The sequence below is a fragment of the Cohnella abietis genome (genome assembly GCF_004295585.1).
In the GTDB taxonomy this organism is placed as follows: Bacteria; Bacillota; Bacilli; order Paenibacillales; family Paenibacillaceae; genus Cohnella; species Cohnella abietis.
The window spans coordinates 2,920,321-2,944,303 of record NZ_AP019400.1; the positions used below are offsets into that span (position 1 = coordinate 2,920,321).

A 23,983-nucleotide genomic window follows, 5' to 3' on the forward strand; every position below is an offset into this window, starting at 1 on the left:
TGGGCTAGTCCACAACTCTATTGTAACTAAAGCTTCGTCAGGAGGAAAGATCATGGTGCAAAAAGAGCGCATATTGTCAGAATTTATGGAGCTTGTGCAAATCGACAGCGAAACGAAATACGAAACGGAAATTAGCAAGGTGCTTAAGCAAAAGTTCGAGGCACTAGGTCTTGAAGTAACAGAGGATGATGTTGCGGATAAGATTGGGCATGGGGCGGGCAATTTGTTTGCTTGGCTACCTGCTTCTTCCGGTCAAGAGGAAGTTCCAGTCATATTGTTCACTTCGCATATGGACACAGTCTCGCCAGGCAAGGGAATCAAGCCTCGTCTTGATGCCGATGGTTATATCCGTAGCGATGGAACAACGATTCTTGGAGCTGACGACAAAGCCGGATTAGCGGCAATGTTTGAAGCACTTCGTGTTATTAAGGAGCAAGGGCTGTCTCACGGAGCTATTCAGTTCGTTATTACTTCTGGTGAGGAATCAGGCTTGCTTGGTTCTCGTGCTATGGATGGCTCACGTTTGAAGGCGAAGTTTGGTTATGCGCTGGATTCCAATGGAGCAATCGGCGATATTGCGGTTGCAGCGCCAACGAATTCTAGACAATTCATTACAATTCGCGGTAAAGCTGCTCATGCCGGTGTCAATCCGGAGGACGGTATCAGTGCCATTCAGGTTGCTTCCAAGGCAGTATCCAGAATGAAGCTAGGACGGATCGATAGCGAAACGACCGCGAATATCGGACGCTTCGAAGGTGGCGGTGAAGTGAATATCGTAACTGACACAATTAAGATATACGCTGAAGCGAGGAGCCAGGTGCAGGAGAAGATGGATCGGCAAATCGAGTCGATGAGAGAAGCGGTGGAAAGCGCGGCTAAGGAATACGGGGCTGAGTTCGAGTTTGAAACGACTACGATTTATCCCGCATATAGCTACGGCGATAATGATCAGGTTGTACAGGTTGCGAAGGCAGCCATTGAAGCAATCGGTCTAACACCACACACATTCTCATCCGGTGGCGGAAGCGATGCGAACATGTTTAACGGTAACGGCGTTCCTACCGTGAACCTTGCAGTAGGGTATGAGCATATTCATACGACTAAGGAGCAGCTTAAAGTCGATGATTTAGTGAAAACTGCCGAGCTTGTCCTCTCCATTGTGAAGGAAACATTAAGTGTAAAATAAAGCTACAAAAAAGGGCAGCAGCTAGGCAAAAGAAAGCTTTTGCTGGGCACGCTGCCCTTTTCTCTTCTATTGTTCAAGAGCCAGCCTGGCTCTTAGCCTGGGAAAGCAGCTGGGTTAAGGGTATATTTCCACCTTGGAGCTTTTTCTCTTGGCGGAGTGCATAACGGATTTCCCACGCTTTACCGACGAACTGGAGCTTGTGCTCTGTTATATATTTTTTCAACAAGATAAAAACCTCCTTCAATGTGAGAAAACCTTGTTATGCCAATCTGGCTTGCATCGAATGGGACAACCCTATATGTTGAACTTATGTGTAAAATATCGATTTCATACCTGGAGGTTATTTTATGAGCAACAATAATAAGCAGGATAAGCACCCTTTCTACGAGGAAACGCTAGAAACTAAGCCAATATTTGAAGGACGTATCATTTCGTTACAGGTAGACACGGTACGATTGCCGAACGGAGAAACCGCGACAAGGGAAATTGTTCGCCACCCTGGTGCTGTTGCAGTAGTTGCTCTTGTCGATAATAAAATGCTAGTTGTGGAACAATTTCGTAAGCCACTTGAGAAGGCACAGGTGGAAATACCGGCTGGGAAGCTTGATGCGGGTGAGGAGCCTGAAGCTGCGGCCATTAGGGAGCTGGAGGAAGAGACGGGATATCGGGCTAGAAGCATCGTTCACCTCCAATCCTTCTCCACGTCTCCGGGTTTTGCCGATGAAATTGTACACATTTATTTCACGGATGATTTGGAGCAGGGCGAAGTTCACTTGGATGATGAAGAGTTCTTAACCTGTGAAGCGATAACGCTTGAGCAGGCGCAGGAATATATTAAGGCAGGACGGATATGCGATGCCAAAACAGTGCTTGCCGTCTATGCATGGCAATTGCGTACACTGACAGGATCATTTTTGAAATGAGTAGCAATTCTACACTTTTACGTCCTTATTTTGCGGATATGCACGTTCATATTGGTCGTAGCGAGGAAGGGCAAGCTGTTAAAATAAGCGGCAGTAAAACTCTAACCTTCTACAATATCGCGAAAGAGGCTTCCGAGCGCAAAGGCATTGACTTGATCGGGGTTATTGATTGTCATTCTCCTGCTGTACAAAACGACATCCAAAATTACTTGCTTTCTGGCGAGATGGAGGAGGTTGCAGGCGGAGGCATTAGGTACCGTGAGACTACGATCGTGCTTGGTGCTGAGATGGAGGTTAAGGAGGAGGGCGGAGGTCCGTATCATCTGCTAGCCTATCTACCCAATCTACAAGCGATGCAGGAATGGACTTCTTGGATGAAGCCTATGGTGACTAACATCAACTTAAGCTCTCAGCGTATAAGGGTATCCGCTCGTGAATTACAGGAGGAGCTGCTAGCGAGAGGGGGGCTTCTCGTCCCTGCACATGTATTTACCCCTCATCGGGGGTTGCTTGGGTGCTCGGCAGATAGGCTGGAGGATCGTCTCGACCCTGCAGGCATTGCCGCAGTAGAGCTGGGGCTCAGTGCGGATTCCGAGATGGCAGGCTTTCTATCTGAATTGGATAAGTTCCCATTCTTAACGAATTCAGATGCGCATTCAACGGGGATGATTGGCCGCGAGTGTAATGAGCTACTACTGGAGAGGCCATCTTTCGAAGAATTTGCCAAGGCTCTTAGAATGGAAGCAGGCCGTAAAATTATTACAAACTACGGGCTTCATCCCGAGCTTGGAAAATATCATACGACCTACTGCAAAAGCTGCAAAGAGGCGATTCCGAAGGTGAATGGCTTTACGGGCGTTTGTCCATTCTGTGGGAGCCATAAGCTGACCCGTGGAGTATCTGGGCGTATAGAGCAGCTAGCGGACCGTGAGTATTCGGTGCAGCCAGCGAGCCGACCACCTTACCGGCCCCAGGTTCCGTTATCCTTCTTCCCAGGAGTCGGTCCTGCTATGAGAGAGCGCTTATTTACGGAAATTGGAACCGAGATGGAAATTTTGCATCGAATGCCGCTGGAGAAGCTAGCTACTGTGATAGGACATAAAATTGCAGAGCTAATCGTCGGAGTTAGAGAGGGTAAAGTTATTTTTACGCCAGGGAGCGGGGGGAATTACGGAAGCATTCATAAATCATAAATCATAAATCCGACTTGTCCCACATACACATAGGCACGAGATGAACTGTGAAATGTGGACAAGGAGGAAGCTTCTGTGAACTTTCGATTGTGGAATTTATCGGCACGCAACAACTTAAACTTGTATGTATTTGTAGGGGTTCTTGTCATTGTTGGAGCGATATTCGGAGCGCTGCTAGTCAATGCCTTAACGCTGGATCAGCAGCAGGAGCTCGCAGATGAAATTAGCGTTTATATGAAAGCTGTTAAAGGCACACAGCATTTCTCAGCATCTACGACATTTTGGGATAGCTTCTTGTTCTACGGAAAATGGTTGCTATTAATATGGTTTCTTGGATTGTCTGTCATTGGATTACCTTTTGTGCTTGTGCTTGATTTTCTAAAAGGGGTATTAATTGGTTTTGCTGTAGCGTTGTTAGCCCAACAGCTTGCTTGGAAAGGTGTGTTTTTCTTTCTAGCGGCGACAGCGCCTCAGAACGCTATCATTATACCCGCACTAATGATTGCAAGCATTTCGGCAGCGAGATTCGCTAATTTTGTTGTAAGGGAGCGATTGTTCCGCCGCAAAGGGCAATTGCTGCCTCCATTTCTTGCCCATACAGCAGTGACGGGACTTATGCTTGTCATGCTCTGCATAGCTTCATTATATGAAGCTTTCGTTTCTCCAATCGTATTAGAGAGAGTGGCTCCGACTGTCATATCTACCGAAATAACTGCTCTATATTCAAAATTATGACACAATGTTTGACTTATCGAATCACCTCATCCTATAATGAAAGGAAGTGCATCAGCGACCGGAGGGGAAAACCATGGAAGCCCGCATTGAAAAAATTAAACAACAATTGCAGTCCGAGGGCTACAAACTGACCCCGCAAAGGGAAGCGACGGTTAGGGTGCTCCTTGAGAATGAAGAAGATCATCTTAGCGCTGAAGATGTATTCATGCTCGTTAGGGATAAAGCTCCTGAAATAGGCCTCGCGACCGTATATCGGACATTAGAGCTTTTGAGTGAAATGCATGTAGTAGAGAAAATGAACTTCGGTGACGGTGTTGCCCGATACGATCTGCGTACGGACAGCAATAAGCACCATCATCATCATTTGATTTGTGTGAAATGCGGCTCTATGTCGGAAATTATGGAAGATTTGCTGGGACCGCTTGAGGAACGATTAGAGCAAGAATACCGGTTTACGGTTCTTGACCATCGCTTGGATTTTCAAGGTATTTGTGCGAAATGCCAGGTCGATAAGGACATTGAACCAAAGAGTGAATAATATTGAACAAATAGAAGAGGCTATTCCGAGAATGAATTCGGAATAGCCTCTCTTGCTATTATTTTAAGAGCTGCTGAATTGTGCTTTCGATCTTCTCAGGAGTAGCTGTTGGAGCAAAGCGTTTAATGACTTTGCCGTCCCGATCGACAAGGAATTTAGTGAAATTCCATTTAATCCCTTTGGATCCGAAGAAGCCTGGAGCAGCTTTAGTCAGATGCTTATAAAGGGGATGTATCCCAGTTCCTTTAACGTCGATCTTAGCATACAGTGGGAACGTTACTCCGTGGTTAATCTGGCAATGCTCAGAAAGGGAGTCGCCTTCTAATGGCTCTTGGTTAGCGAATTGATTGCTTGGAAATCCAATAACAGCCAAGCCTTTGTCAGCGTAAGTCTCGTGCAGCTTTTGTAAGCCTTTGAACTGTGGAGCGAAGCCGCACTTACTTGCTGTATTTACGATAAGCATGACTTTTCCTTCATAATCGCTAAGATCCTTCGTCTCGCCTCGAGCTGACTTTACTTGAATATCATATAAGGACATCATTAACTCCTCCAATGGATTAAATCTTTTATTTTCATTGTTATAAATTCAATTGTATACAATCATTATGGTGGAGTCAAGGCTTTGACAGCTATATTTATGAATGTTATAGTAAAGCAATTAAATTGCATGCAATTGATTTTTGTGGAGCTCTTGCGTGAAAGAGGAGGCGCAAATGGATACCGGGCCGGTATTGAAATTAGACAATCATCTCTGCTTTGCAGTATATGCCTGCTCTAGAGAGATTACGAAGCTATATCATCCTATCTTGAAGGAGCTTGGGATTACCTACACACAATATGTAACCATGCTTGCGCTTTGGGAAGAGGACAGGGTAACAGTTAAACAGCTGGGGCAAAGGCTTTATTTAGACTCCGGAACCTTGACACCGTTGCTGAAAAAGCTGGAAGCGATGGGGCATGTAACACGTGAGAGGGACAAGCAGGATGAGCGAAGTGTCATAATAGCATTGACTGAAAAAGGAAAGCTTCTGAAAGATCAAGCACTGGACGTTCCCGAGAAGCTGTTCTGCCAAGCGGGAGTTTCCTTAGCTGAGGCAGAGACGCTTCGTAAGCAGATTATGGATATGTTACAGAAGGTGCAGAAAGCCACACAAGATTAAACCCTTAGGAGGAATACAAATGTCTATTTATTCATTCACAACTAACAAACCAAATGGTGATCAAGTAGATTTAAGCAGCTATAAGGACAAAGTGCTCTTATTTGTGAATACAGCAAGCGAGTGTGGTTATACACCGCAATACACGGATCTTCAAGGCTTGTACGACACTTATGGGGAAAAAGGGCTTGTAGTGCTCGGATTTCCATGCAACCAATTCGGTGGTCAGGAGCCGGGTACATCGACGGAGGTTGAAGCGTTCTGCAGCTTGAATTTCGGCGTAACCTTTCCTCTATTTAACAAGATCGATGTGAATGGCCCTGATGCTGATCCGATCTTTCAATACCTGACTGAAAAAACAGGTGGAGAAATTAAATGGAACTTCACAAAGTTTCTCGTTGATCGTCAAGGGGAAGTAATTAAACAATACGATTCATCGGTTAAGCCACTCGATATTGCACCGGATATTGAGAAGCTGTTAGGATAACTTGTGCGCTTTAACAAAGAAAGGGAGGCCATATGGCCTCCCTTTAACTTATGATTTGATCATACCATTGACTGACAGGCTGCGATGGGGCAATCCCGTATTCATCCTGAAGCATCTTACATAATTGCTCATATTTTTTTCTAACAAGATGCAGGTCCCCGGCTTCAGCATAAAATTGCATCATATTAGAGTAGACTTCTTCAACATGAGGGAATCTTTTCTCAACAAGATCATATAACTGGAGTGCTTCTTTAAGCTGCCCCGCTTCCTTCCATACCTGGCCTACGGCTAAAGCATGCTTGTACCAAATATCTCTAAGCCTTTGACGCTCATTTTCTGCCCAGATATAATCTTGCTCCGACAAGAAATCTCCTTCGTTTGCTTTAAGCCACTGTACATAAAGCGGAGCTGTTTCTGCAGTCAAAGAGGGCAACAGCTGTCTGGCTTCCTCCCAATCCTGTACGTCATATTGATTGTTACCCATATCCAAATAATAATCAGACCCGCTGTTCGTTAATTTAATGCTCAAGCCTGCCGTATCAAGAGATTTGCGAATTTGATAAACAGTAGTATAAAGCTGAGTATAAGCTTTTTTATATTCTGTTTCCGGCCAAAGCAATTCAAGGAGAATATCTTTGCGAACGGGTTGGTTGCGTTTGTAGATCATGTAAGAAAATAGCTCCTGAGCACGGACCGTTCTCCATTGGAAAGGCTCTGCTTTGCCGTATTCAATATGTAGCCGCTGAAAGCAGCATACTGTAGCGATTATAGGCGCATCATTATAGCGAGTGAAATTATTTTCGCGAAGCGATAACCGTTGGACAGTAAGGCTCAATCGATCTGTATTAATAGGCTTCAGTACATAATCCAATGCTGCAAGCTCGAAGGCTTTGACGGCATATTCTTGATAAGCAGTTACGAATACGATATCAATCGTTGAATCGATTTTATGGAGTAGGTCGGCTGCTTCCAGCCCTGATATTTCTGGCATGTCTATATCAAAAAAAACGACATTTGGCTTCAAGTGGGGGACTTGCTCTAAGGCATCGGCCGCACACTTATAGGTTCCGATAATCTCAATGCCGCCGATCTTGGTCAGCTGTCTCTCTAAATCTCTTAGCGCTAATCCTTCATCATCAACTAAAAAGGCTCTCAATTCGCATCCCCCTTCTGTTTAATCATAGGCAATTTGACTTCGGAAAACAATGAGAAATGTAACATTTCCCAGTTTAATGTCGTTGAACTAAGCGCTTTTTGCAGCTTAATGAACGAGCAGCAGGTGCAACCTGAAGTAGCCCGTTGCCAACAGCAGACACGCCTCCGGGAATTCGTAGTGCGTTCTTTGTGAGCCTTAAAATTAGTTTTGTCGCACTTAAATTAGGCTTAATCCCTCTTAGTAAGGCAGCAGCTCCAGTAACGTGTGGGGAAGACATCGAGGTTCCTGACTCTCTACGATAGGTTCCCTTCAGCCAAGTGGATAGAATGTTTACTCCAGGGGCTGCGATATCAATGCCTGATCCTCTACTGGAGAAAAAGGCTACACGATTTTTTATCGTTGTCGCAGCAACTGCAATCGTTTCTGGGTAACGGGCAGGAGCGTCTATTTGTCTGAAGAAATGGCCGCTATTGCCAGCGGAGGCAATCATAACAGCTCCTTGCTTCCTAGCCCGCCGAATGGTGTCTTTCAGCAGCTTGCTATCAGCAGTGGAACCAAAGCTCATATTCATAATCTTAATGCCGTTGGCTAAGCACCAATTAATTCCTTCCACAATATCGGTGATATAGCCTGATCCTGTTGCATCCAGTACTTTAACCGCATATAGACTGACTTTAGGGGCAATGCCATAAATTTTTTGATGTCCCGTCGCGGCAGCGATTCCCGCAACATGAGTACCATGGCCATTGTCGTCATGGAACGATTTGCCGTTAATTGTATTTACCCCACCGGCTATTTTTAAGTCAGGATGTCGAGCAATACCGGTATCAATGATACCTAGCTTAATGTTACTGCCTTGGTTGGATGCTTTCCATACAGGGGGAGCTAATACTCTTCGTATATTCCAAGGAATCCGAGCTTTAATAATTGTATCTTTGGATTGAGCTTGTTTTAGACCATGCGCTTTAACGATATGATCCCGACCAACATAGGCAACCCGGGAATTATTGTGAATAGCATTCCATTTGGTTGAGCGATCGATGTGACAGCATATTAAGCGAAGGGATTCAATTGTTTTAACGGGGGTAATACCGGAGGATTTAAGCTCTTTAAGGCAGTGGTGATAATCGCGAGCGCGATGAAGCACAATGTATCTGCGTTCCGTGCGTATGGATGGGTGACTTTTTGCGGAGCGGCACAGCTGTTTAGTTATTACATTCATTCAGTGTCCTCCTGGGCGGGTCTTGGCCAAAAAGAACCGCGATAGTTGTTATGCTTGGTAAAGTATGGCGTTTTCGGGTAAATGGTGCATGAGGGAGCTGGTGAGCACATATTTTTGTTTGCAAGGGAGACTGTAAGGAAGAGAAAATAGTGGACTGCGGTAGGAGGAATGAATAATGATTGTCGGATTGCCTAAGGAAATCAAGAAACAGGAATACAGAGTTGCTCTTACTCCAGCTGGCTGCAGCATGATAGTTCAGCAAGGCTATAAGGTCGTCGTCCAACAGGGGGCTGGTGAAGGGAGTGGTTTTACAGATGAGGATTACGGTGCTGCTGGGGCAACAATAGTTATCGAGGCATCTGAAGTATGGGCAGCTGCGGATATGATTGTAAAGGTAAAGGAGCCATTGCAGGAGGAGTTTGAATATTTTCGCGAGGGTCAGATCCTATTTACTTACTTACATCTCGCAGCAGTACCGGAACTAGCCAAAGCATTAACCGACAAACGTGTTACAGCGATCGCTTACGAGACGATACAAGCACCTAATGGAAGCCTGCCACTCTTGACACCTATGAGTGAGGTAGCAGGTCGTATGTCCGTACAGGAGGGAGCCAAGTACTTGGAAGCCTTCCAAGGGGGGCGGGGAGTTCTGCTTGGCGGAGTCCCGGGAGTACCACCAGCAGAGGTCATCATTATTGGTGGTGGTATCGTGGGGACGAATGCAGCGAAAATGGCGTTAGGACTGGGAGCAGACGTTGTAGTGCTCGAGAAAAATGGAGACCGCATGCGCTATTTGGACGATGTGTTTCAGGGTCGACTTCGTACTTTGATGAGCAACCCACATAACATTGCGAATGCAGTGCGCAAAGCTGATTTACTTATTGGCGCGGTTCTCGTCCCCGGAGCGCGTGCTCCACGTCTTGTAACGGAGGAAATGGTCAAGACGATGAAGAAGGGGGCCGTTATCGTTGATGTAGCTGTCGATCAGGGGGGATCTATTGAGACTGTTGACCGTGCTACTACCCATGAGAATCCTATCTATGAGAAATACGGGGTCATTCATTATGCTGTGGCTAATATGCCTGGAGCTGTGCCACGCACGTCAACCCTTGCGTTAACGAACGTAACGATTGATTACATTTTACAATTAGCGGCTAAGGGCTTTCAGGATACGGTGAAATCCAATTCTATGCTTGCACTAGGTGTTAATACTTATCGTGGAGCCATTACCCATCCTCAGGTGGCAGAAGCCGTTGGCTTGCCTTATACACCTCTAGAAGGCTTATGGTGACATGTTTTAGCCCCCTTTCTCATACGGATTAGTAATAGCCCGGACAAGAAGGGGGAAAAGGAATGAAAGAGCCTTTAGACAAATGGTGGGAGCGGCTGCAATTTACGCTTCTATTTCTTGCTTTAACAGTGTTTGTTCATGGATTTTTCGGATGGTTTAATGGTTGGATAAGTCCTGCAGATCCTTATAAAGTACCAGGAGGGCGAGCGGCTAAGGTGTTCCAAACAGGGGAAGGCAGCGATCCCTCTGGCTCCCCAGGCGATCGTCTTAGATTATTTTATTGGCTAGGGGAATGATCGACTGGGAAGGATTTCTCTAGGCTCGTGTGGAATACAGAACAAGCCGGAGAAACGTCAGAAGTGTTAAGGAAGGTATTTTTCTATGGAAATGAAAGGCTGGCTGCAGTCTTATCAATCTTATATGGCAGATGAACGTAAAGTTTCAATTAGTACAGTGAAAAGCTATATCAGTGATTTATCTGATTTTGTTTCCTATTTGGAAGCTAATCAAGTTAACGAAGCGATGGAGCTTAAAGCCCATCATTTGACCAATTATTTGAATAATATGCGCACGGAAGGGCGGACAACTGCAACAATCACACGTCGGATCGTTTCTATTCGTTCCTTCTGCAAATATCTAACGATAAAGAGAGCGCTAGATTATAATCCTGCTATTCAGCTGGAAAGTCCGAAGGCAGTTAAAAAACCACCTAAATCACTTACGCCCGTTAATCTGGACAAGCTTCTGGAGCTCCCTGATACGAGCAGCGATATGGGATTGAGAGATAGGGCGATGCTTGAGCTATTATACGCGTCCGGCTTGCGAGTGTCAGAGCTTACTGCATTGGATAAGGGGCATGTTAGACTCGATATGGGTTTTTTGCTATGCTGGGGCTCTGGGAAAAGAGAACGGATGGTACCGGTCGGCTCGCACGGCACATCGTGGGTTTCACGCTACTTGGAGCAGGCTCGCCCTTGTCTCGTGAATCCAGATAAACCTGAGGATGCGTTGTTTTTGAACCATCTGGGGACACGAATGACCCGTCAGGGCTTCTGGAAAATAATGAAGAAATACGCGAATCAATTGGGCTTTACTATTACGCCCCACATGCTGAGGCATACCTTTGCAACACATTTATTAGATAATGGTGCGGATATAAGAGCGGTTCAAGAGATGCTGGGGCATTCAGACCCATCTACGACCCAGATGTATCAGTCAGCCTCAAAGCTGAAAATTAAAGAGGTTTACGAAAGTAACCATCCAAGAGCCCAAATGAGAGAAACCGAGCATCAGGAGCAAAGCTAGCGAAGAGAGGAACAAACTTATGTCTTATCAACGAATAACAGTAATCGTATTGGATAGCGTAGGTATTGGCGAGCTGCCGGATGCGGCGGAATATGGAGATAAGGGCACACACACTTTAAGCCATATCGTTCAGAAGGTCGAAAATCTTGCATTGCCTAACTTGCGTCGATTGGGATTAGGCAATATTGCTCCACTTGGAGCTTGGAATCCCGAGACCGCTGTGCAAGGCTATCATGGAAAAATGGCAGAGGTATCCGTAGGTAAAGATACAATGACCGGACATTGGGAGCTCGCAGGTCTTAGAGTGGATACGCCATTCCGCACTTTCCCGGAAGGCTTTCCTAAAGAGCTTATACATGAATTCGAGGATCAGACTGGCAGGTCAGTCATAGGCAATAAGCCAGCATCAGGAACGGAAATATTAGATGAGCTTGGCGAGGAACAAATGAAAAGCGGAGCTTGGATTGTGTATACTTCCGCTGACAGTGTGTTTCAATTAGCTGCACATGAGGAAGTTATTCCACTTGAGGAGCTATATAATGCTTGCCGAGTTGCTCGTCGATTGACCATGAAGGATGAGTTTTCTGTTGGTAGAGTAATAGCACGGCCTTATAACGGCAAGCCCGGGGCTTTCAAGCGCACAACCAATCGGCATGACTATGCGGTTAAGCCGCCGCAGCCAACTGTACTTAATGCATTGAAAGCGAAGGGTCTAGACGTCGTAGCGGTTGGTAAAATCAATGATATATTCAGTGGTGAAGGCATTACGAGATCGTATCCGACTAAAAGCAATGCAGATGGTATTGCTGTGACCTTGCGGGAAATGCAGTCAGATTTCCATGGGTTTCTGTTCACGAATCTAGTTGATTTCGATTCCTTGTACGGTCATAGACGTGATCCGGAGGGGTACGGTCGTGCTTTAGAGGAGTTTGATAAGGCGCTTCCAGAGCTTATGGGGGTCATGGGGAAAGAGGATCTCCTCATTATTACGGCTGACCATGGTAATGATCCCACTCATACAGGCACAGATCATACCCGTGAGTTCGTACCGCTGTTAGCATGGAGTCCCAGCTTCGCTGAAGCAGGACAGCTAGCGGATCGAGCAAGCTTTGCCGATATTGCTGCCACAGTTGCAGAAAATTTCGGAGCCGACTTCAACACTCATGGAAATAGCTTTCTAGCTTTGCTAAAGTAATAGTAATAACATTTATTACATAAGGGAGAGGTTTACATGACTCAAGTAGCTTCGGCAGCGATTATTGAGGAAGCAGCGGCGTTTATTCGTTCCACAACAGATGTGCGACCGGAAATTGGTCTTATTCTAGGTTCAGGTCTTGGAGTACTAGGAGATGAGCTAGAGGATGCAGTTACGATCCCTTACGAGGATATTCCTCATTTCCCGGTTTCAACTGTTGAAGGGCATGCGGGGGAATTATTGATTGGCAAGCTGCAAGGGCGTAGCGTCGTGTTAATGCGCGGTAGATTCCACATGTACGAAGGCTACGAGCCCGAGCGCACGGCGTTGCCTGTCCGTGTTATGAAGGCGCTTGGAGTAACTACATTACTTGTAACGAATGCAGCAGGAGGCGTTAATCTGGATTATAAGCCAGGTAACCTGATGCTGATTTCTGATCATATTAATTTTACAGGGCGCAATCCTCTTGTAGGACCTAACGATAACGCTCTTGGCGTTCGTTTCCCTGATATGTCAGACGCTTATAGCCGTCGCTTGCGAGCAATTGCTAAGGAAACTGCTGCGGAGCTTGGTTTCTCCGTTCAAGAAGGCGTCTACGTCGGATTACTCGGTCCGAACTACGAGACACCCGCAGAAATTCGAATGTTCCGCACACTTGGAGTGGATGCGGTGGGGATGTCGACAGTTTCGGAAGTAATCGTGGCTAGACATTCGGGTATCGAGGTGCTGGGTATATCCTGCATCAGCAACATGGCAGCAGGCATTTTGGATCAGCAGCTATCCCACGAAGAAGTCATGGAGACGACGGAGCTGGTCAAAGAACAGTTTCTATCCTTGGTGCTAGCTGTTATTCCGAAAATGTAATTCACAACATAAGGGGGTGGGCTGTCCACAAGGTAACTTATGGGGTAGCCCCTTCGTGCTTTTTTATTATCCTGTTGTATTATCACCGAAATTGTTCAGTTATTTTTCAGATGCGTTTATTATAATGCGAATGATAGATTTAAATTATTGTGCATCTATGAAAAACTTAAAAGAATAGAGAAGATTGAAACAAAGAGAGGAAGGATTTTATGAGAGTTAGTAGAGTCAAAATAAGAAACCCAAAAACTAATACAGCCGTTGTAGTTAGCTTACAAAGGTTATTTGGAATGGAGGCAAAATTAAAATGAAAAATAAAATAATGATGTTGGTTTTTTCTGTTCTCCTCATCGTGCAGAGCTTTAATGGTCTGGGCATCTCGAGGAATGTAAATGCCGCGAATATAACAGATAATCTCATTACAGGTGTGAAGTTAACCGTTAAGGATGGGCAAGGAAACTCTGTAACCGATGTCGTGTATGAGCAAGGTGCAAGTGTTCAATTAGATTTTGATTGGAAGCTTAAAAATCAACATGGGTATCAAGACAAAGATACATTTACATTCTCACTCCCTGACAAATTTGTGCTATTCAACGATATTGATGGACCGCTACAGATCAATGGTGCAGATGTAGGTACATTTAAGGTGAATAGATTGACTAGAGAGGTTGTAATGACCTTTAACGATTTCATCAAATCGTTTGATAATGTAAGCGGAGTTCTTACAATAAATACGAAGTTTGATAAAACCAAAATCACAGGCAGCACCGAACAAAAGATTATTTTTCCGATTAATGGGGGCCAGGAAGTAAACCTTCAGTTTAAGCCAGAGATCGGATCAACAATTGACAAAGCAGGCACACCATCAGGCTATAATGCAAAGAGCATTGCATGGTCGATTGATGTGAATAAGAAATTGGAGAAAGTCAATAATGCTGTCGTTCTTGATCCTATACCTACTGGATTAGCCTTTAATTCAGTGTCTCTTGCCGTATATGAGTTGAAAGTGAACTTAGATGGAACAACAGTTAAGGGGCTCCCAATTGATCCATCTAATTATAAAGTTGAAAAAACAGATGATTCAAAGGATTTCAAGCTTAGCTTTCTTGATCCGAGTAATCACGGCAACACAAGTGTAATTAGTGCAGCTTATCAAATTGAATATACGACTACTATTACGGATGTAGACATTAAGAGCTTTAAGAATGAAGCTACTTTTAAGGGAAGTAATATACCTGAAGCTAAGGCATCAGCTACAGTTGGAATTAATTATGGTACACCTCTTGCAAAGGAATCAACAGGTTATAATTCTGAAACCCAAACGATTAATTGGGCAATCAAGTATAACTACAATGAAAAACCGATAGCCCAAGCAGCTGCCCTTTTGAATGACACTATAAATGGGGATCAAGAACTTGTAGCAGGGTCCTTCCATGTTTATCCTGTCACATTCGATACTTCAGGTAACGAAACTAAAGGTACTGAGTTAAATGAGCCAGCAGACTACGGCTTTACGCCATCTGGGGGCAACTTTGATCTGCAATTCAAAAGCGCTATTACCAGTGCATATCGAATCGAATACCAGACAAAAGCAAAAACTCGTGTAACTGGCAACGAAGTGACAATTACAAATACGGTGAACGGGGTTTCTAAAGAACAAAAGATTAAGCAAGTGATCATTAATAAGGATAATATTAATCAGAATAGTACTGCAGTGAACTATAAAGACAAAACAGTTGATTGGAAAGTGGAAATTAACGGTGACAAGTATCAAATGAGCAATGTGATCTTCAAGGACACTTTCGAGAATGGTGGACTTGCATATATTCCTAATTCATTGAAGATTGTTAAGAGTAGCGGGGGAGTGCTCGGACTTAATACTGATTATATATTTACTCCAATTACGGTTGATCCAATTACAAATCCTAAACCTGGATTTGAGGTTAAATTCAACGCGGATGTAAACGAGAAATATATTATTACTTACCAGACGAGCTTTGATTGGCCTAGCACTCGCACTGATAATTTCAAGAACAAAGGTGAGCTCAAATGGGGTGATGTGCTTGCACCTGAAGTCAAATCTGTTGAAGCAACCTTTACCCCGAATGATAGTACGAAAAATAATGGGTTTAAGAGCGCTACTTATAATGCAACAAAAAAGGAAATTACTTGGACGATTGGCGTTAACTATAATAGAGAATCCATTACGAATGCAAAAGTTATAGATCCTTTACTTGACGGACAGAAGCTCGTACCAGGTTCATTTAATTTAGAAGAGATGATTGTTCCGAAGGATGGGAAACCGTCAGTAGGCTCAGCTGTATACAATAACAATGTTGATTATACGTATGATGTAACTCCTGCCGACAATACACTGGTAGTGAATTTCCTTAAACCGATTGACACAGCCTTCTATATTACGTTCAAAACAACTCTGGAAGGCGAGCTTATCGATCGCAATATCCCGAACACTGCAACATTGTTTAGTAATACGACACCAAAATCCAAAGAATTGAAGGCGACGGTTACTATTCCAAAAGCCGGTGAATATGTGTTTAAGGGTGGTACACAAAACGGCGACAAAATTGACTGGAAAATTTTTATTAACCGGGGACAATCGGTAGTTCAAAATGCTAAAGTTATAGATGAGCCTAGTGATAATCAGTTGCTCATTGAAACCTCATTCCATCTTTATGCAACAACTGTAGCTGGTAACGGGGACATAACTAAAGCTGCGGAGCTTGTAAAGGGTACTGATTACAAATTGGAGATCAAAACCGATAATAATGGCGTTCAAACCTTTGAACTTAGCTATTTGAAGGACATTTCCTCAGCATCAATTTTAGAGTATCAATCTTTAATTGTAGCAAACGATAAAGATAAGGTTTCAAATAAAGTTAAATTCTCAGGTTCTAATGTTCAAAGTGTAATTTCCCCTACTGCTACTGAAATAATCGTAGGTGTTTCATCAGGATCGGGAACAGGCAGTGGTGTACGTGGTGAACTGACTGTTACGAAAGTAGATGAAGCGAACGTTGCGACTTTACTAAAAGATGCTACGTTTACGCTATATCGCAAAACAAACGCAGCACCTATATTAATTAACACTCTTACGACAAGCGATAATGGTGTAGTTATATTTAAGAAGCTATTATCCGGTGATTATATTCTTAAGGAAACTGTAGCACCAAATGGTTATGAGCTTGACCCGACAGAGTATCCTGTCAAGGTTGATTCTACTAATAACATTTTATCTTTAACAGTGAAAAACAAAAAAATTGTGACTACAGGACCAACGCCAGGACCGACGCCAACGCCAGGTCCAACATCAACGCCAGGACCGACGCCAACGCCAGGTCCAACATCAACGCCAGGACCGACGCCAACGCCAGGGCCGACGCCAACGCCAGGGTCGACACCAACGCCAGGATCAACGCCAAAGCCTATCGAGAAGGTTGAAATAACTCCTAAGGATACACCTAAAGAAGGTACCGTTAAAGTTCCAACAGGTAGCAAGACTGAAGTCGGTAAGAAGCCTGAGAATGGAAAAGTAACAGTAGATAAAGACGGCAACTGGAAGTACACGCCTAAAAAAGGGTTTACCGGTAAAGATACCTTCTCAATCACTGTTACAGATAAAGATGGTAATAAAGAGGAAACCTTCTACGATATTAATGTAGATGATGTGCCATTAGGCGGAATTGACATTCCTGGTGGCGTCAAAAATCTACCAAAGACTGGAGAAGAAAGTAATCTTCCTCTGCAGCTGGTCGGCTTAGGTCTAGTTGTTACAGCAGCTATTCTTTTTGGCAAGAGACGTTCTTCACGTAAATAATAATCAACATGCGCGCAGTGGTAGGACTGTCGAGAATTCTCGACAGTCCTTATCCATTCGAAGGTATAGGAATCATTAATGAACCCATTACGGAAGGAGGATGTAAATTATTATGAGAAAGTTAGCTTTACTATTATTTATAGTTGGGTTTGGCCTTATATTATTTCCAATATTACGAGAATGGCATTATGACTGGAAACAAGAGCAGCTGTTAACCGAAATGGAACAAGCTATTTCTGCTACAAACGAAAATGACTTTGATCATCAATTAGCATTGAAAAACGATAATTTAACACAATTGTTAATGCAGGGATCTGATCCAGAGACAGAGAGTGTAGAATCTCCACCAGTTGAAACGGAATCCACTCCGGAGCCTAGTGCTGCAAATACCCCCCCGCCAATTGGAATCATTGAAATCAAAAAAATAAAAGTAAAGCTTCCTATACTAGAAGGTGCAACGAATGAGAATATGAAATTCTCAGCAGTTCATCTGAAGGAGACCACTAAGCTTGGTGAGATTGGTAATGCAGCTATAGCGGCCCATAGAGCTCATACAAAGGGTAGACTTTTTAATAGGTTAAATGAATTAGAGGTCGGTGATGAAATCACTGTAAAGGTTAATGACGAGCAATTCGTCTATACCGTATTTAATATATTGAAAGTAGAGCCTACGGATATCTCTGTATTAGGACGGAACGATAGAGACAAAATTCTTACTTTAATTACATGTGATCCCGTTATTAATCCAACTAAGAGATTAATTGTTCAAGCTAAGCTATAATTCGTATTAATAGTCAACAATTCGCTTGCTTCTTTCATTAAACTCTGTTAAATTTAACCTATAAGACAAAGCTCGACAAAGGCAAACCTATCGAAAGGTAGGGACGCAAAGCTAGAGGGCCTTCCCGTAAGGATGGCAGCCAGCTCCCGAAAGAATTGGCTTTTTCTTATATAATCGTAGTTCAGGCTCTATCTGCACTATGAATAAACACTTACACGATAATGGCAAACCTATCGAAAGGTAGGGACGCAAAGCTAAAGGGCCTTCCGCAAGGATGGTAGCCAGTTACCGAAAGGAAGATTATTCATGCGTAGATCATTTCTCATATTGATTGCCGTATGCTTCATATCCCTGTTTAGTGCAGCTAGTACTTATGCAGCAGAGGGCAACTCAGACAACTGGTTGGATGAAACAAAGCTAGACTCAGGATTAGTTGGAGTATCTTATGATATTACTAAGGGAAGTAAGCTAAAAGTTCTCATTAAGAAGGGCAACACTACTTACACGTATGACTTAAATCAATCTAACAAGTTTGAATATTTTTCCTTACAGTCCGATAATGGTACTTACAATATTTCAGTGTTGCAAAACACTTCAGGAACCAAATACAAGCTTCTTCAATCGAAAGATATTACTTTGAACTTACAGGATTCTAGCAGTGCTTATGTAGGATCTATTCAAAATATTAATTGGAATGAATCAGAGCTGGCAACTAAAAAAGCTGCTGAACTAACCAAGAATAAAGCTTCAGATGAAGAAAAAGTAAAAGCAATCTATGAATTCATCATTAGTGAGATCAAGTATGATTCTAACTTAGCTAAAAACGTTACTTCTAATTATATTCCTAACATTGATAACGTGTTTAAGGCGAAAAAAGGTATCTGCTATGATTATTCCACACTATTCGCAGCGATGACACGGAGTGTAGGGATTCCAACGAAGCTTGTAATGGGAACATCTGAATATGTGAAAGAGTATCATGCTTGGAACAATGTGTACATCAACGGCAAATGGATTACTATTGATACTACTGTTGATGCTGCTCTGTCGGGCAAAAAAGCAGTAACCATGAATAAGGATTCCAGCAAATATGTAGCAGCGAAAGTATACTAATATCAGTAAGCTTGAATTATATGGACCACCTTCTCTGATTTAGAGGAGGTGGTTTTATTGTATTGCACATCTCTTTATAAAAATTATAGAATTTGTTCAGATGAGATTGTTACAATAAGTCACAGTTGTACAGTTGATAGTAAAATAGTAGTATATCAGTATATTGATATTAGTAAAAAAGACCTATTTAATGTTGGTAAGTAAATTAATAACAATGAGAAGTAAAAATTTTATGTAACAATGTTGAATTTTGACTAATATTAAGGTGAGCACAGTTGCAGAAGGAGCAATAGAATGATAAGAAATTGGACTTCGACATCAAACTATAAAAAAATCTATACGAAACTATTAATAGCTTTATTGGTGTTGACATTGTTATCGGGTTGCGGTTTGTTCGGAGGGAGTGGAACCTCATCGGACGATGTTAAAGAGACAAAAGATACCGAAATTGCTCCCTATAATGGTGAGATGAGCAAAGCGATTTCAAATGTTTACACCGCTAAAAGGGAACTGGCTCTAACCTTTAGTGGTATGGGGGACGAAGCTACTATGATTCGTCTATTGAAAGAACTGGATGTTTATCACATAAAGGCAACATTCTTTCTTCCTGGAATGAGAGTGGCGGAAGAGCCGGATATTGTGAAGGAAATTGTTTCTAGAGGACACGAAATTGAGAACAATACTTTGAGTCGATTAGATATGACTAAACTTAGTTATGAACAAATTTATAAAGAAATTCATTTAAGCAATGAGATTATTAGAAAGACGACAGGGAAAACACCCCGTTATGTCAGAACAAAATCGGGGCATTACAATGATGATGTTCTTTTAGCAACTGCGCACAATGGTCTGGATTCCTTAATTGTATACAGCTTCTTTCTACATAACTGGCAGGGAGAAAGCCCTGAAGAAAAAAGCCAATATGTAAGAAAATATATTAATCGTGGGGGCATTATTAATATAGATACAGAAGAAATTATGGATGTCGTTGATGATATTCCAATCTTCGTCAAGGCTGCTTCAGATGTGGGCTATGAGTTTATTCCTCTAAGTAAGTTAATGGAGCTTGGCGGAGAGAAAAAACCTTTAGAAATGATCAAGGGATACGATGCAGCAAAAGCTAATCTAAATTATAAAGATACTAAGTATAATCTTATTTTCAGAAAGGAGACGAGTAAGAAAGAAATCTCGTTAACCTTTGATGATTGGGGTACAGATTATACTGTAAATAAAATTTTGGATATTTTAGCTGAGAAAGAGGTAAAAGCGACATTCTTTTTACGTGCAAAAGGAGTGGAAGCTAACCCTAATTTGGCACGAGCCATCATAGAAGGCGGGCATGAGGTTGCTAGTCATACCTATAGTCATCCAGTCATTACGAAATTGACACCAGAAGAATTGCAAGAAGAAGTGGTTAAAGCTCATCAGGTTATTACGGAAGCGATTCAGCAACAGCCCACAATGCTGTTCAGGCCTCCAACAGGAGAAATAGATGATAAGACAGCACGGATAGTTGCGGCAGCAGGCTATCCAAATATTGCACTTTATGATGTAACAACCTTTGACTGGGATTCAAATAACACGGCAGATTTCATTGTAAAAGAGATTATGGAGCAGACACATAATGGTAGCATCATTTTATTACACATGTTGGATGACATTCATACGATAGAGGCACTTCCAGTTGCGATAGAACGATTGAAGAAAAAAGGTTTTACTTTCGTGAAGATGGGAGAATTAATAAACTTAAAAGAATAATGTCATAAAGCAGATAGGGATGGAAGGCATGGGACTATACGAAAATATTGCTGATAGACAAGAGCATATCGCAATAGTTGGACTTGGATATGTGGGATTGCCCTTGGCCGTAGCCTTTTCAAAAAGAACAAATGTCATTGGTTTTGATATCAGTAATCATAAGATAGAAAGCTATCGTATGGGGATAGATTTAACTAGAGATTTGGGAGACGAAGCGATAAGAGACTGCTCAGTTGAGTTCACTTCTGATGAAGAGAGGCTGAAGGAGTCGAGGTTCTTCATTATAGCAGTCCCCACACCAGTGCAAAGTGGGAATGTGCCCGATCTTAATTTCGTTCAAAGCGCTAGTAAGATAGTTGCCACAAAGCTAAAAAAAGGTGCTATTGTCGTCTATGAATCAACTGTTTATCCAGGTGTTACGGAAGAAATATGCATACCCATTCTAGAGGCTGAGTCGGGATTGCGTTGTGGAGTGGATTTTAAGGTTGGATATTCACCTGAGCGTATTAATCCAGGGGATAAGGTACACCGTCTAGAGAACATTGTGAAAATCGTCTCTGGAATGGATGAAGAGACCCTTGCTACAGTAGCGAGTATTTATGAGCTTATTATTCAAGCAGGTGTATTTAAGGCAGAAAGTATTAAGGTTGCAGAAGCAGCGAAGGTAATTGAGAACGCACAAAGAGATATAAATATTGCTTTTATGAACGAGCTTTCAATGTTATTCAATAGTATGGGAATCGATACAAAAGCTGTATTACAAGCAGCCGGTACGAAGTGGAACTTTTTGAACTTTAAGCCGGGATTAGTAGGAGGACATTGCATCGGTATTGATCCATACTATCTAACCTATAAAGCTGAGGATGCTGGCTACCACTCTAAGATTATACTAGCAGGTCGCCATATAAATGATGGGATGGGGAAGTATATAGCTCAGAACATTATTAAAATGCTAGTTAAGCTCAAACTGGATATTAATAAAGCCAGAATTGGCTTTCTAGGATTATCTTACAAAGAAGATTGTTCGGATATTCGGAATACTAAAGTTACAGATATTATCCAAGAGCTCCAAGAGTACTCTATTACGCCCATAGTCGCAGATCCACTCGTGGATAAACGTCATGTTTATGAAGAATATGGTATAGAAATGACTGATATGTCTGAAATGAAGGATTTAAATGTAATTATTGTTGCTGTACCTCACCGTGAATTTTTGCAGATGAATATAGATGATTTCGCCAATCTGTACAGTGAAGATCAAACCAAAATAATGGTTGATATTAAAGCTGTATTTAGCAAAACGGATTTCGAAAATAATGGCTATCATTATTGGAGTCTTTAATTAAAGAAACACGGATGGGAGAAGCACCCATGTTTAGAAAAAAGAAAAAGGAAACTGTTGAAGTATTGACCGTGCCCCGAGAGGATAGACGTACACTTTCAAATGTCCCGGATCCAGAAAATATCCGAACTTCGACTGATCGCAGAGGGATTAAGGAAGATATGTCTTCTAACGGGGACAGGGATTCCGACTATATCAAAAGATTAAGACTTCTAAGTTTAAGATACGTCGCAAACTTCGAGGTTTTAGTTATTGGTGAGGGGAAGAAGAAAAAAACAGGTATAAAGGCGCAAGCGGTGGATATCTCTTCAACAGGTCTATTAATTGCGCTGGATACAGGCATTGACCAGTTTGAAGTAAAAGATAGGTTAAATATCCGGTTTAATATTCCTCCGGGAACGATGCCCGAAGGTTTCGAGTTAGCAGTAAATACAATTGCTAGGGTAGTGCGGATTTTTACTCGTACTGAAAATGGACAAGACAAGCAAATGCTCGCTCTTGAATTTGTTAAGCCTTTGACAGAATATTTTCAACGAAAAAGATGGGGTTATTCTGTATACACTGCGAGTGGATTGTTATTCATAGCGGTCTGTTTCATAATGCTTATGCGTGTGGAAAGCATCATTTATTTCAAATACAACATTCTTTTATATCTTTACAGCCTTACTGCTGCTGCATTTCTGCTTTCACGTTATATGTTCGGAGCATTGTATAGGGATGTTCCAGTGAATCCTGACTACACACCTGGAGTATCCATTATTATCCCTTGTTTCAATGAAGAGGAATGGATTCATAGGACGATATTAAGCTGTGTGAATCAAGATTATCCCGTTGATAAGCTTGAGGTCATTGTTATTGATGATCGCTCGAAGGATAGATCTGTTGAGCGGATTCAGCAAGTGATCGATATGGTGCATAACGAAGCAGAACGCTTTTCAACTAAGGAACGGGTGAAAATGCACGTTCTTCCTGAAAACGGGGGAAAGCGGGTTGCTTTGGTTAAGGGCGTAGAGATGGCTAAGCATGATTTGGTCGTATTTGTTGATTCAGACAGCTTCTTGGAACCCGATGCAATTAAGCATCTTGTACAGCCCTTTCAAGATCCACGAATGGGAGGAGTTGCAGGTCGAACAGATGTTGAAAATAAATATACCAACTCCATTACAAAGCTGCAAACGGTACGGTACTATATAGCATTTCGAATTATGAAAGCTGCAGAATCTTGGTTTGATAGTGTCACTTGCTTGTCCGGTCCCCTGTCCTGTTACCGGAAGGATTTGATTGTTAAGCATACTGATGCATGGCTAAACCAAAAGTTTCTTGGGCAGCCTGCTACCTTTGGTGACGATCGTAGTATGACAAATTTTATACTCAAAACCCATCGGACGGCATATCAGGATGCAGCTATCTGTTCTACAATCGTACCTTCAAATATGGGGGTGTTCTTAAAGCAGCAAATGAGATGGAAACGATCATGGCTTAGGGAGTCTTTGCGAGCAGGCTTGTTCATCTGGCGTAAAGAGCCGTTTATGGCGCTGTTCTTTTATATAGGTCTTATTGTTCCTATAGCTGCCCCTATTATCGTACTTTACAATTTATTTTACGTTCCAATCGTTCATCATATCTTTCCTGGCACATTCTTAATGGGGTTGCTGATGATGGCAATGCTCATGAGCCTCGCCCATCTTCTATTTCGAAAGAGTAAGCTTTGGGTATTCGGATTAGTATTTTGTATATTTTACGAGCTAGTGTTGCTCTGGCAAATGCCAGTCGCTTGGGTTACATTCTGGAAGTCAACTTGGGGTACGAGAGAAACTCCTCAGGATATCGAAGCGAAAAATAAGAAAGCAGCAAGAAAACAGAAAAATAAAAAGAGAATCGGATTGCCATTCTAATGCCATTATC

22 protein-coding genes and 2 riboswitches are annotated in these 23,983 nt (G+C 42.6%); of the genes, 18 read left to right on the forward strand and 4 right to left on the reverse strand.

Going from position 1 to position 23,983, the window contains the following annotated elements:
* The first annotated feature begins 52 nt into the window (after positions 1 to 52).
* Complete coding sequence (locus KCTCHS21_RS12360; RefSeq protein WP_130608297.1) at positions 53 to 1,186, forward strand: M20/M25/M40 family metallo-hydrolase; 1,134 nt, start codon at positions 53 to 55, stop codon at positions 1,184 to 1,186.
* A gap of 73 nt (positions 1,187 to 1,259) precedes the next feature.
* On the opposite strand, the gene mciZ is transcribed toward KCTCHS21_RS12360, so the two are convergent.
* A complete protein-coding gene (gene mciZ / locus KCTCHS21_RS12365) occupies positions 1,260 to 1,412 on the reverse strand; it encodes a Z-ring formation inhibitor MciZ (protein WP_157994028.1) in 153 nt (50 codons plus the stop codon).
* Positions 1,413 to 1,533: 121 nt separating this feature from the next.
* On the opposite strand from mciZ, the gene KCTCHS21_RS12370 reads away from it, so the two are divergent.
* The 4 genes from KCTCHS21_RS12370 (at position 1,534) to fur (ending at position 4,575) form a co-directional block, all read left to right on the forward strand.
* Positions 1,534 to 2,109: an NUDIX domain-containing protein gene (locus KCTCHS21_RS12370; protein WP_130608303.1), complete on the forward strand. Its 576-nt coding sequence runs from the start codon at positions 1,534 to 1,536 to the stop codon at positions 2,107 to 2,109.
* Positions 2,106 to 3,302: an endonuclease Q family protein gene (locus KCTCHS21_RS12375; RefSeq protein ID WP_130608306.1), complete on the forward strand. Its 1,197-nt coding sequence runs from the start codon at positions 2,106 to 2,108 to the stop codon at positions 3,300 to 3,302. The genes KCTCHS21_RS12370 and KCTCHS21_RS12375 overlap by 4 nt, the downstream gene beginning before the upstream one ends.
* A gap of 75 nt (positions 3,303 to 3,377) precedes the next feature.
* Positions 3,378 to 4,037 carry a stage II sporulation protein M gene (spoIIM, locus tag KCTCHS21_RS12380; protein ID WP_130608310.1) on the forward strand — a complete coding sequence of 220 codons (660 nt, stop codon included), beginning with the start codon at positions 3,378 to 3,380 and terminating at the stop codon, positions 4,035 to 4,037.
* A 73-nt stretch (positions 4,038 to 4,110) separates the two neighbouring features.
* Positions 4,111 to 4,575 carry a ferric iron uptake transcriptional regulator gene (gene fur / locus KCTCHS21_RS12385; RefSeq protein WP_130608313.1) on the forward strand — a complete coding sequence of 155 codons (465 nt, stop codon included), beginning with the start codon at positions 4,111 to 4,113 and terminating at the stop codon, positions 4,573 to 4,575.
* Between the two features lie 58 nt (positions 4,576 to 4,633).
* Here the strand turns inward: fur and KCTCHS21_RS12390 are convergent, their stop codons facing one another.
* On the reverse strand, positions 4,634 to 5,113 hold the full coding sequence (locus KCTCHS21_RS12390) for a glutathione peroxidase (protein WP_130616478.1): 480 nt from the start codon (positions 5,111 to 5,113) through the stop codon (positions 4,634 to 4,636).
* A 175-nt stretch (positions 5,114 to 5,288) separates the two neighbouring features.
* On the opposite strand from KCTCHS21_RS12390, the gene KCTCHS21_RS12395 reads away from it, so the two are divergent.
* Positions 5,289 to 5,735 carry a MarR family winged helix-turn-helix transcriptional regulator gene (locus KCTCHS21_RS12395; RefSeq protein ID WP_130608316.1) on the forward strand — a complete coding sequence of 149 codons (447 nt, stop codon included), beginning with the start codon at positions 5,289 to 5,291 and terminating at the stop codon, positions 5,733 to 5,735.
* Positions 5,736 to 5,754: 19 nt separating this feature from the next.
* Complete coding sequence (locus tag KCTCHS21_RS12400; protein ID WP_130608319.1) at positions 5,755 to 6,219, forward strand: glutathione peroxidase; 465 nt, start codon at positions 5,755 to 5,757, stop codon at positions 6,217 to 6,219.
* 43 nt (positions 6,220 to 6,262) lie between these two features.
* Here the strand turns inward: KCTCHS21_RS12400 and KCTCHS21_RS12405 are convergent, their stop codons facing one another.
* Together KCTCHS21_RS12405 and KCTCHS21_RS12410 are read right to left on the reverse strand one after the other, a co-directional pair.
* The gene (locus KCTCHS21_RS12405) at positions 6,263 to 7,375 is read right to left on the reverse strand and encodes a response regulator (protein WP_130608322.1); all 1,113 of its coding nucleotides are present in this window, start codon (positions 7,373 to 7,375) and stop codon (positions 6,263 to 6,265) included.
* 73 nt (positions 7,376 to 7,448) lie between these two features.
* The gene (locus tag KCTCHS21_RS12410) at positions 7,449 to 8,597 is read right to left on the reverse strand and encodes a S8 family peptidase (RefSeq protein ID WP_130608325.1); all 1,149 of its coding nucleotides are present in this window, start codon (positions 8,595 to 8,597) and stop codon (positions 7,449 to 7,451) included.
* A gap of 175 nt (positions 8,598 to 8,772) precedes the next feature.
* Between KCTCHS21_RS12410 and ald the strand changes: the two genes are divergently transcribed.
* The 11 genes from ald (at position 8,773) to KCTCHS21_RS12465 (ending at position 23,973) form a co-directional block, all read left to right on the forward strand.
* On the forward strand, positions 8,773 to 9,888 hold the full coding sequence (ald, locus tag KCTCHS21_RS12415; RefSeq protein ID WP_130608328.1) for an alanine dehydrogenase: 1,116 nt from the start codon (positions 8,773 to 8,775) through the stop codon (positions 9,886 to 9,888).
* A gap of 62 nt (positions 9,889 to 9,950) precedes the next feature.
* A complete protein-coding gene (locus KCTCHS21_RS12420) occupies positions 9,951 to 10,184 on the forward strand; it encodes a DUF4227 family protein (RefSeq protein ID WP_130608331.1) in 234 nt (77 codons plus the stop codon).
* A gap of 91 nt (positions 10,185 to 10,275) precedes the next feature.
* The gene (locus KCTCHS21_RS12425; RefSeq protein WP_130616479.1) at positions 10,276 to 11,193 is read left to right on the forward strand and encodes a site-specific tyrosine recombinase; all 918 of its coding nucleotides are present in this window, start codon (positions 10,276 to 10,278) and stop codon (positions 11,191 to 11,193) included.
* Between the two features lie 19 nt (positions 11,194 to 11,212).
* Positions 11,213 to 12,388, forward strand: a complete 1,176-nt coding sequence (locus tag KCTCHS21_RS12430; RefSeq protein WP_130608333.1) for a phosphopentomutase — start codon at positions 11,213 to 11,215, stop codon at positions 12,386 to 12,388.
* A 36-nt stretch (positions 12,389 to 12,424) separates the two neighbouring features.
* Positions 12,425 to 13,252, forward strand: a complete 828-nt coding sequence (locus KCTCHS21_RS12435) for a purine-nucleoside phosphorylase (RefSeq protein WP_130608336.1) — start codon at positions 12,425 to 12,427, stop codon at positions 13,250 to 13,252.
* Between the two features lie 304 nt (positions 13,253 to 13,556).
* Positions 13,557 to 17,084, forward strand: a complete 3,528-nt coding sequence (locus KCTCHS21_RS12440) for a collagen binding domain-containing protein (RefSeq protein ID WP_130608339.1) — start codon at positions 13,557 to 13,559, stop codon at positions 17,082 to 17,084.
* A 112-nt stretch (positions 17,085 to 17,196) separates the two neighbouring features.
* Positions 17,197 to 17,865: a class D sortase gene (locus KCTCHS21_RS12445; RefSeq protein ID WP_130608342.1), complete on the forward strand. Its 669-nt coding sequence runs from the start codon at positions 17,197 to 17,199 to the stop codon at positions 17,863 to 17,865.
* A 70-nt stretch (positions 17,866 to 17,935) separates the two neighbouring features.
* Positions 17,936 to 18,016: riboswitch (cyclic di-GMP riboswitch) on the forward strand.
* A gap of 62 nt (positions 18,017 to 18,078) precedes the next feature.
* Positions 18,079 to 18,158, forward strand: a riboswitch (cyclic di-GMP riboswitch).
* 13 nt (positions 18,159 to 18,171) lie between these two features.
* A complete protein-coding gene (locus KCTCHS21_RS12450) occupies positions 18,172 to 18,978 on the forward strand; it encodes a transglutaminase-like domain-containing protein (protein WP_130608345.1) in 807 nt (268 codons plus the stop codon).
* A gap of 294 nt (positions 18,979 to 19,272) precedes the next feature.
* Positions 19,273 to 20,736 (forward strand): polysaccharide deacetylase family protein, encoded by a 1,464-nt coding sequence (locus KCTCHS21_RS12455; RefSeq protein WP_130608348.1) that lies wholly within the window; start codon positions 19,273 to 19,275, stop codon positions 20,734 to 20,736.
* Between the two features lie 28 nt (positions 20,737 to 20,764).
* Entirely contained in the window at positions 20,765 to 22,078 is a 1,314-nt protein-coding gene (locus KCTCHS21_RS12460) for a nucleotide sugar dehydrogenase (RefSeq protein WP_130616480.1), read from the forward strand.
* Between the two features lie 29 nt (positions 22,079 to 22,107).
* Positions 22,108 to 23,973 (forward strand): glycosyltransferase, encoded by a 1,866-nt coding sequence (locus tag KCTCHS21_RS12465; RefSeq protein ID WP_130608350.1) that lies wholly within the window; start codon positions 22,108 to 22,110, stop codon positions 23,971 to 23,973.
* Positions 23,974 to 23,983 lie beyond the last annotated feature (10 nt).

What these genes read in the sequence shown, in the direction of transcription:
- KCTCHS21_RS12430 (WP_130608333.1), top strand. Translation starts at nt 11,213, where the DNA reads ATGTCTTATCAACGAATAACAGTAATCGTATTGGATAGCGTAGGTATT.
- KCTCHS21_RS12445 (WP_130608342.1), top strand. Translation starts at nt 17,197, where the DNA reads ATGAGAAAGTTAGCTTTACTATTATTTATAGTTGGGTTTGGCCTTATA.
- KCTCHS21_RS12460 (WP_130616480.1), top strand. Translation starts at nt 20,765, where the DNA reads ATGGGACTATACGAAAATATTGCTGATAGACAAGAGCATATCGCAATA.
- KCTCHS21_RS12375 (WP_130608306.1), top strand. Translation starts at nt 2,106, where the DNA reads ATGAGTAGCAATTCTACACTTTTACGTCCTTATTTTGCGGATATGCAC.
- KCTCHS21_RS12440 (WP_130608339.1), top strand. Translation starts at nt 13,557, where the DNA reads ATGAAAAATAAAATAATGATGTTGGTTTTTTCTGTTCTCCTCATCGTG.
- KCTCHS21_RS12370 (WP_130608303.1), top strand. Translation starts at nt 1,534, where the DNA reads ATGAGCAACAATAATAAGCAGGATAAGCACCCTTTCTACGAGGAAACG.
- KCTCHS21_RS12455 (WP_130608348.1), top strand. Translation starts at nt 19,273, where the DNA reads ATGATAAGAAATTGGACTTCGACATCAAACTATAAAAAAATCTATACG.
- KCTCHS21_RS12395 (WP_130608316.1), top strand. Translation starts at nt 5,289, where the DNA reads ATGGATACCGGGCCGGTATTGAAATTAGACAATCATCTCTGCTTTGCA.
- KCTCHS21_RS12435 (WP_130608336.1), top strand. Translation starts at nt 12,425, where the DNA reads ATGACTCAAGTAGCTTCGGCAGCGATTATTGAGGAAGCAGCGGCGTTT.
- KCTCHS21_RS12390 (WP_130616478.1), bottom strand. Translation starts at nt 5,113, where the DNA reads ATGTCCTTATATGATATTCAAGTAAAGTCAGCTCGAGGCGAGACGAAG.
- KCTCHS21_RS12425 (WP_130616479.1), top strand. Translation starts at nt 10,276, where the DNA reads ATGAAAGGCTGGCTGCAGTCTTATCAATCTTATATGGCAGATGAACGT.
- KCTCHS21_RS12360 (WP_130608297.1), top strand. Translation starts at nt 53, where the DNA reads ATGGTGCAAAAAGAGCGCATATTGTCAGAATTTATGGAGCTTGTGCAA.
- KCTCHS21_RS12450 (WP_130608345.1), top strand. Translation starts at nt 18,172, where the DNA reads ATGCGTAGATCATTTCTCATATTGATTGCCGTATGCTTCATATCCCTG.
- KCTCHS21_RS12420 (WP_130608331.1), top strand. Translation starts at nt 9,951, where the DNA reads ATGAAAGAGCCTTTAGACAAATGGTGGGAGCGGCTGCAATTTACGCTT.
- KCTCHS21_RS12410 (WP_130608325.1), bottom strand. Translation starts at nt 8,597, where the DNA reads ATGAATGTAATAACTAAACAGCTGTGCCGCTCCGCAAAAAGTCACCCA.
- KCTCHS21_RS12465 (WP_130608350.1), top strand. Translation starts at nt 22,108, where the DNA reads ATGTTTAGAAAAAAGAAAAAGGAAACTGTTGAAGTATTGACCGTGCCC.
- KCTCHS21_RS12400 (WP_130608319.1), top strand. Translation starts at nt 5,755, where the DNA reads ATGTCTATTTATTCATTCACAACTAACAAACCAAATGGTGATCAAGTA.
- fur (WP_130608313.1), top strand. Translation starts at nt 4,111, where the DNA reads ATGGAAGCCCGCATTGAAAAAATTAAACAACAATTGCAGTCCGAGGGC.
- ald (WP_130608328.1), top strand. Translation starts at nt 8,773, where the DNA reads ATGATTGTCGGATTGCCTAAGGAAATCAAGAAACAGGAATACAGAGTT.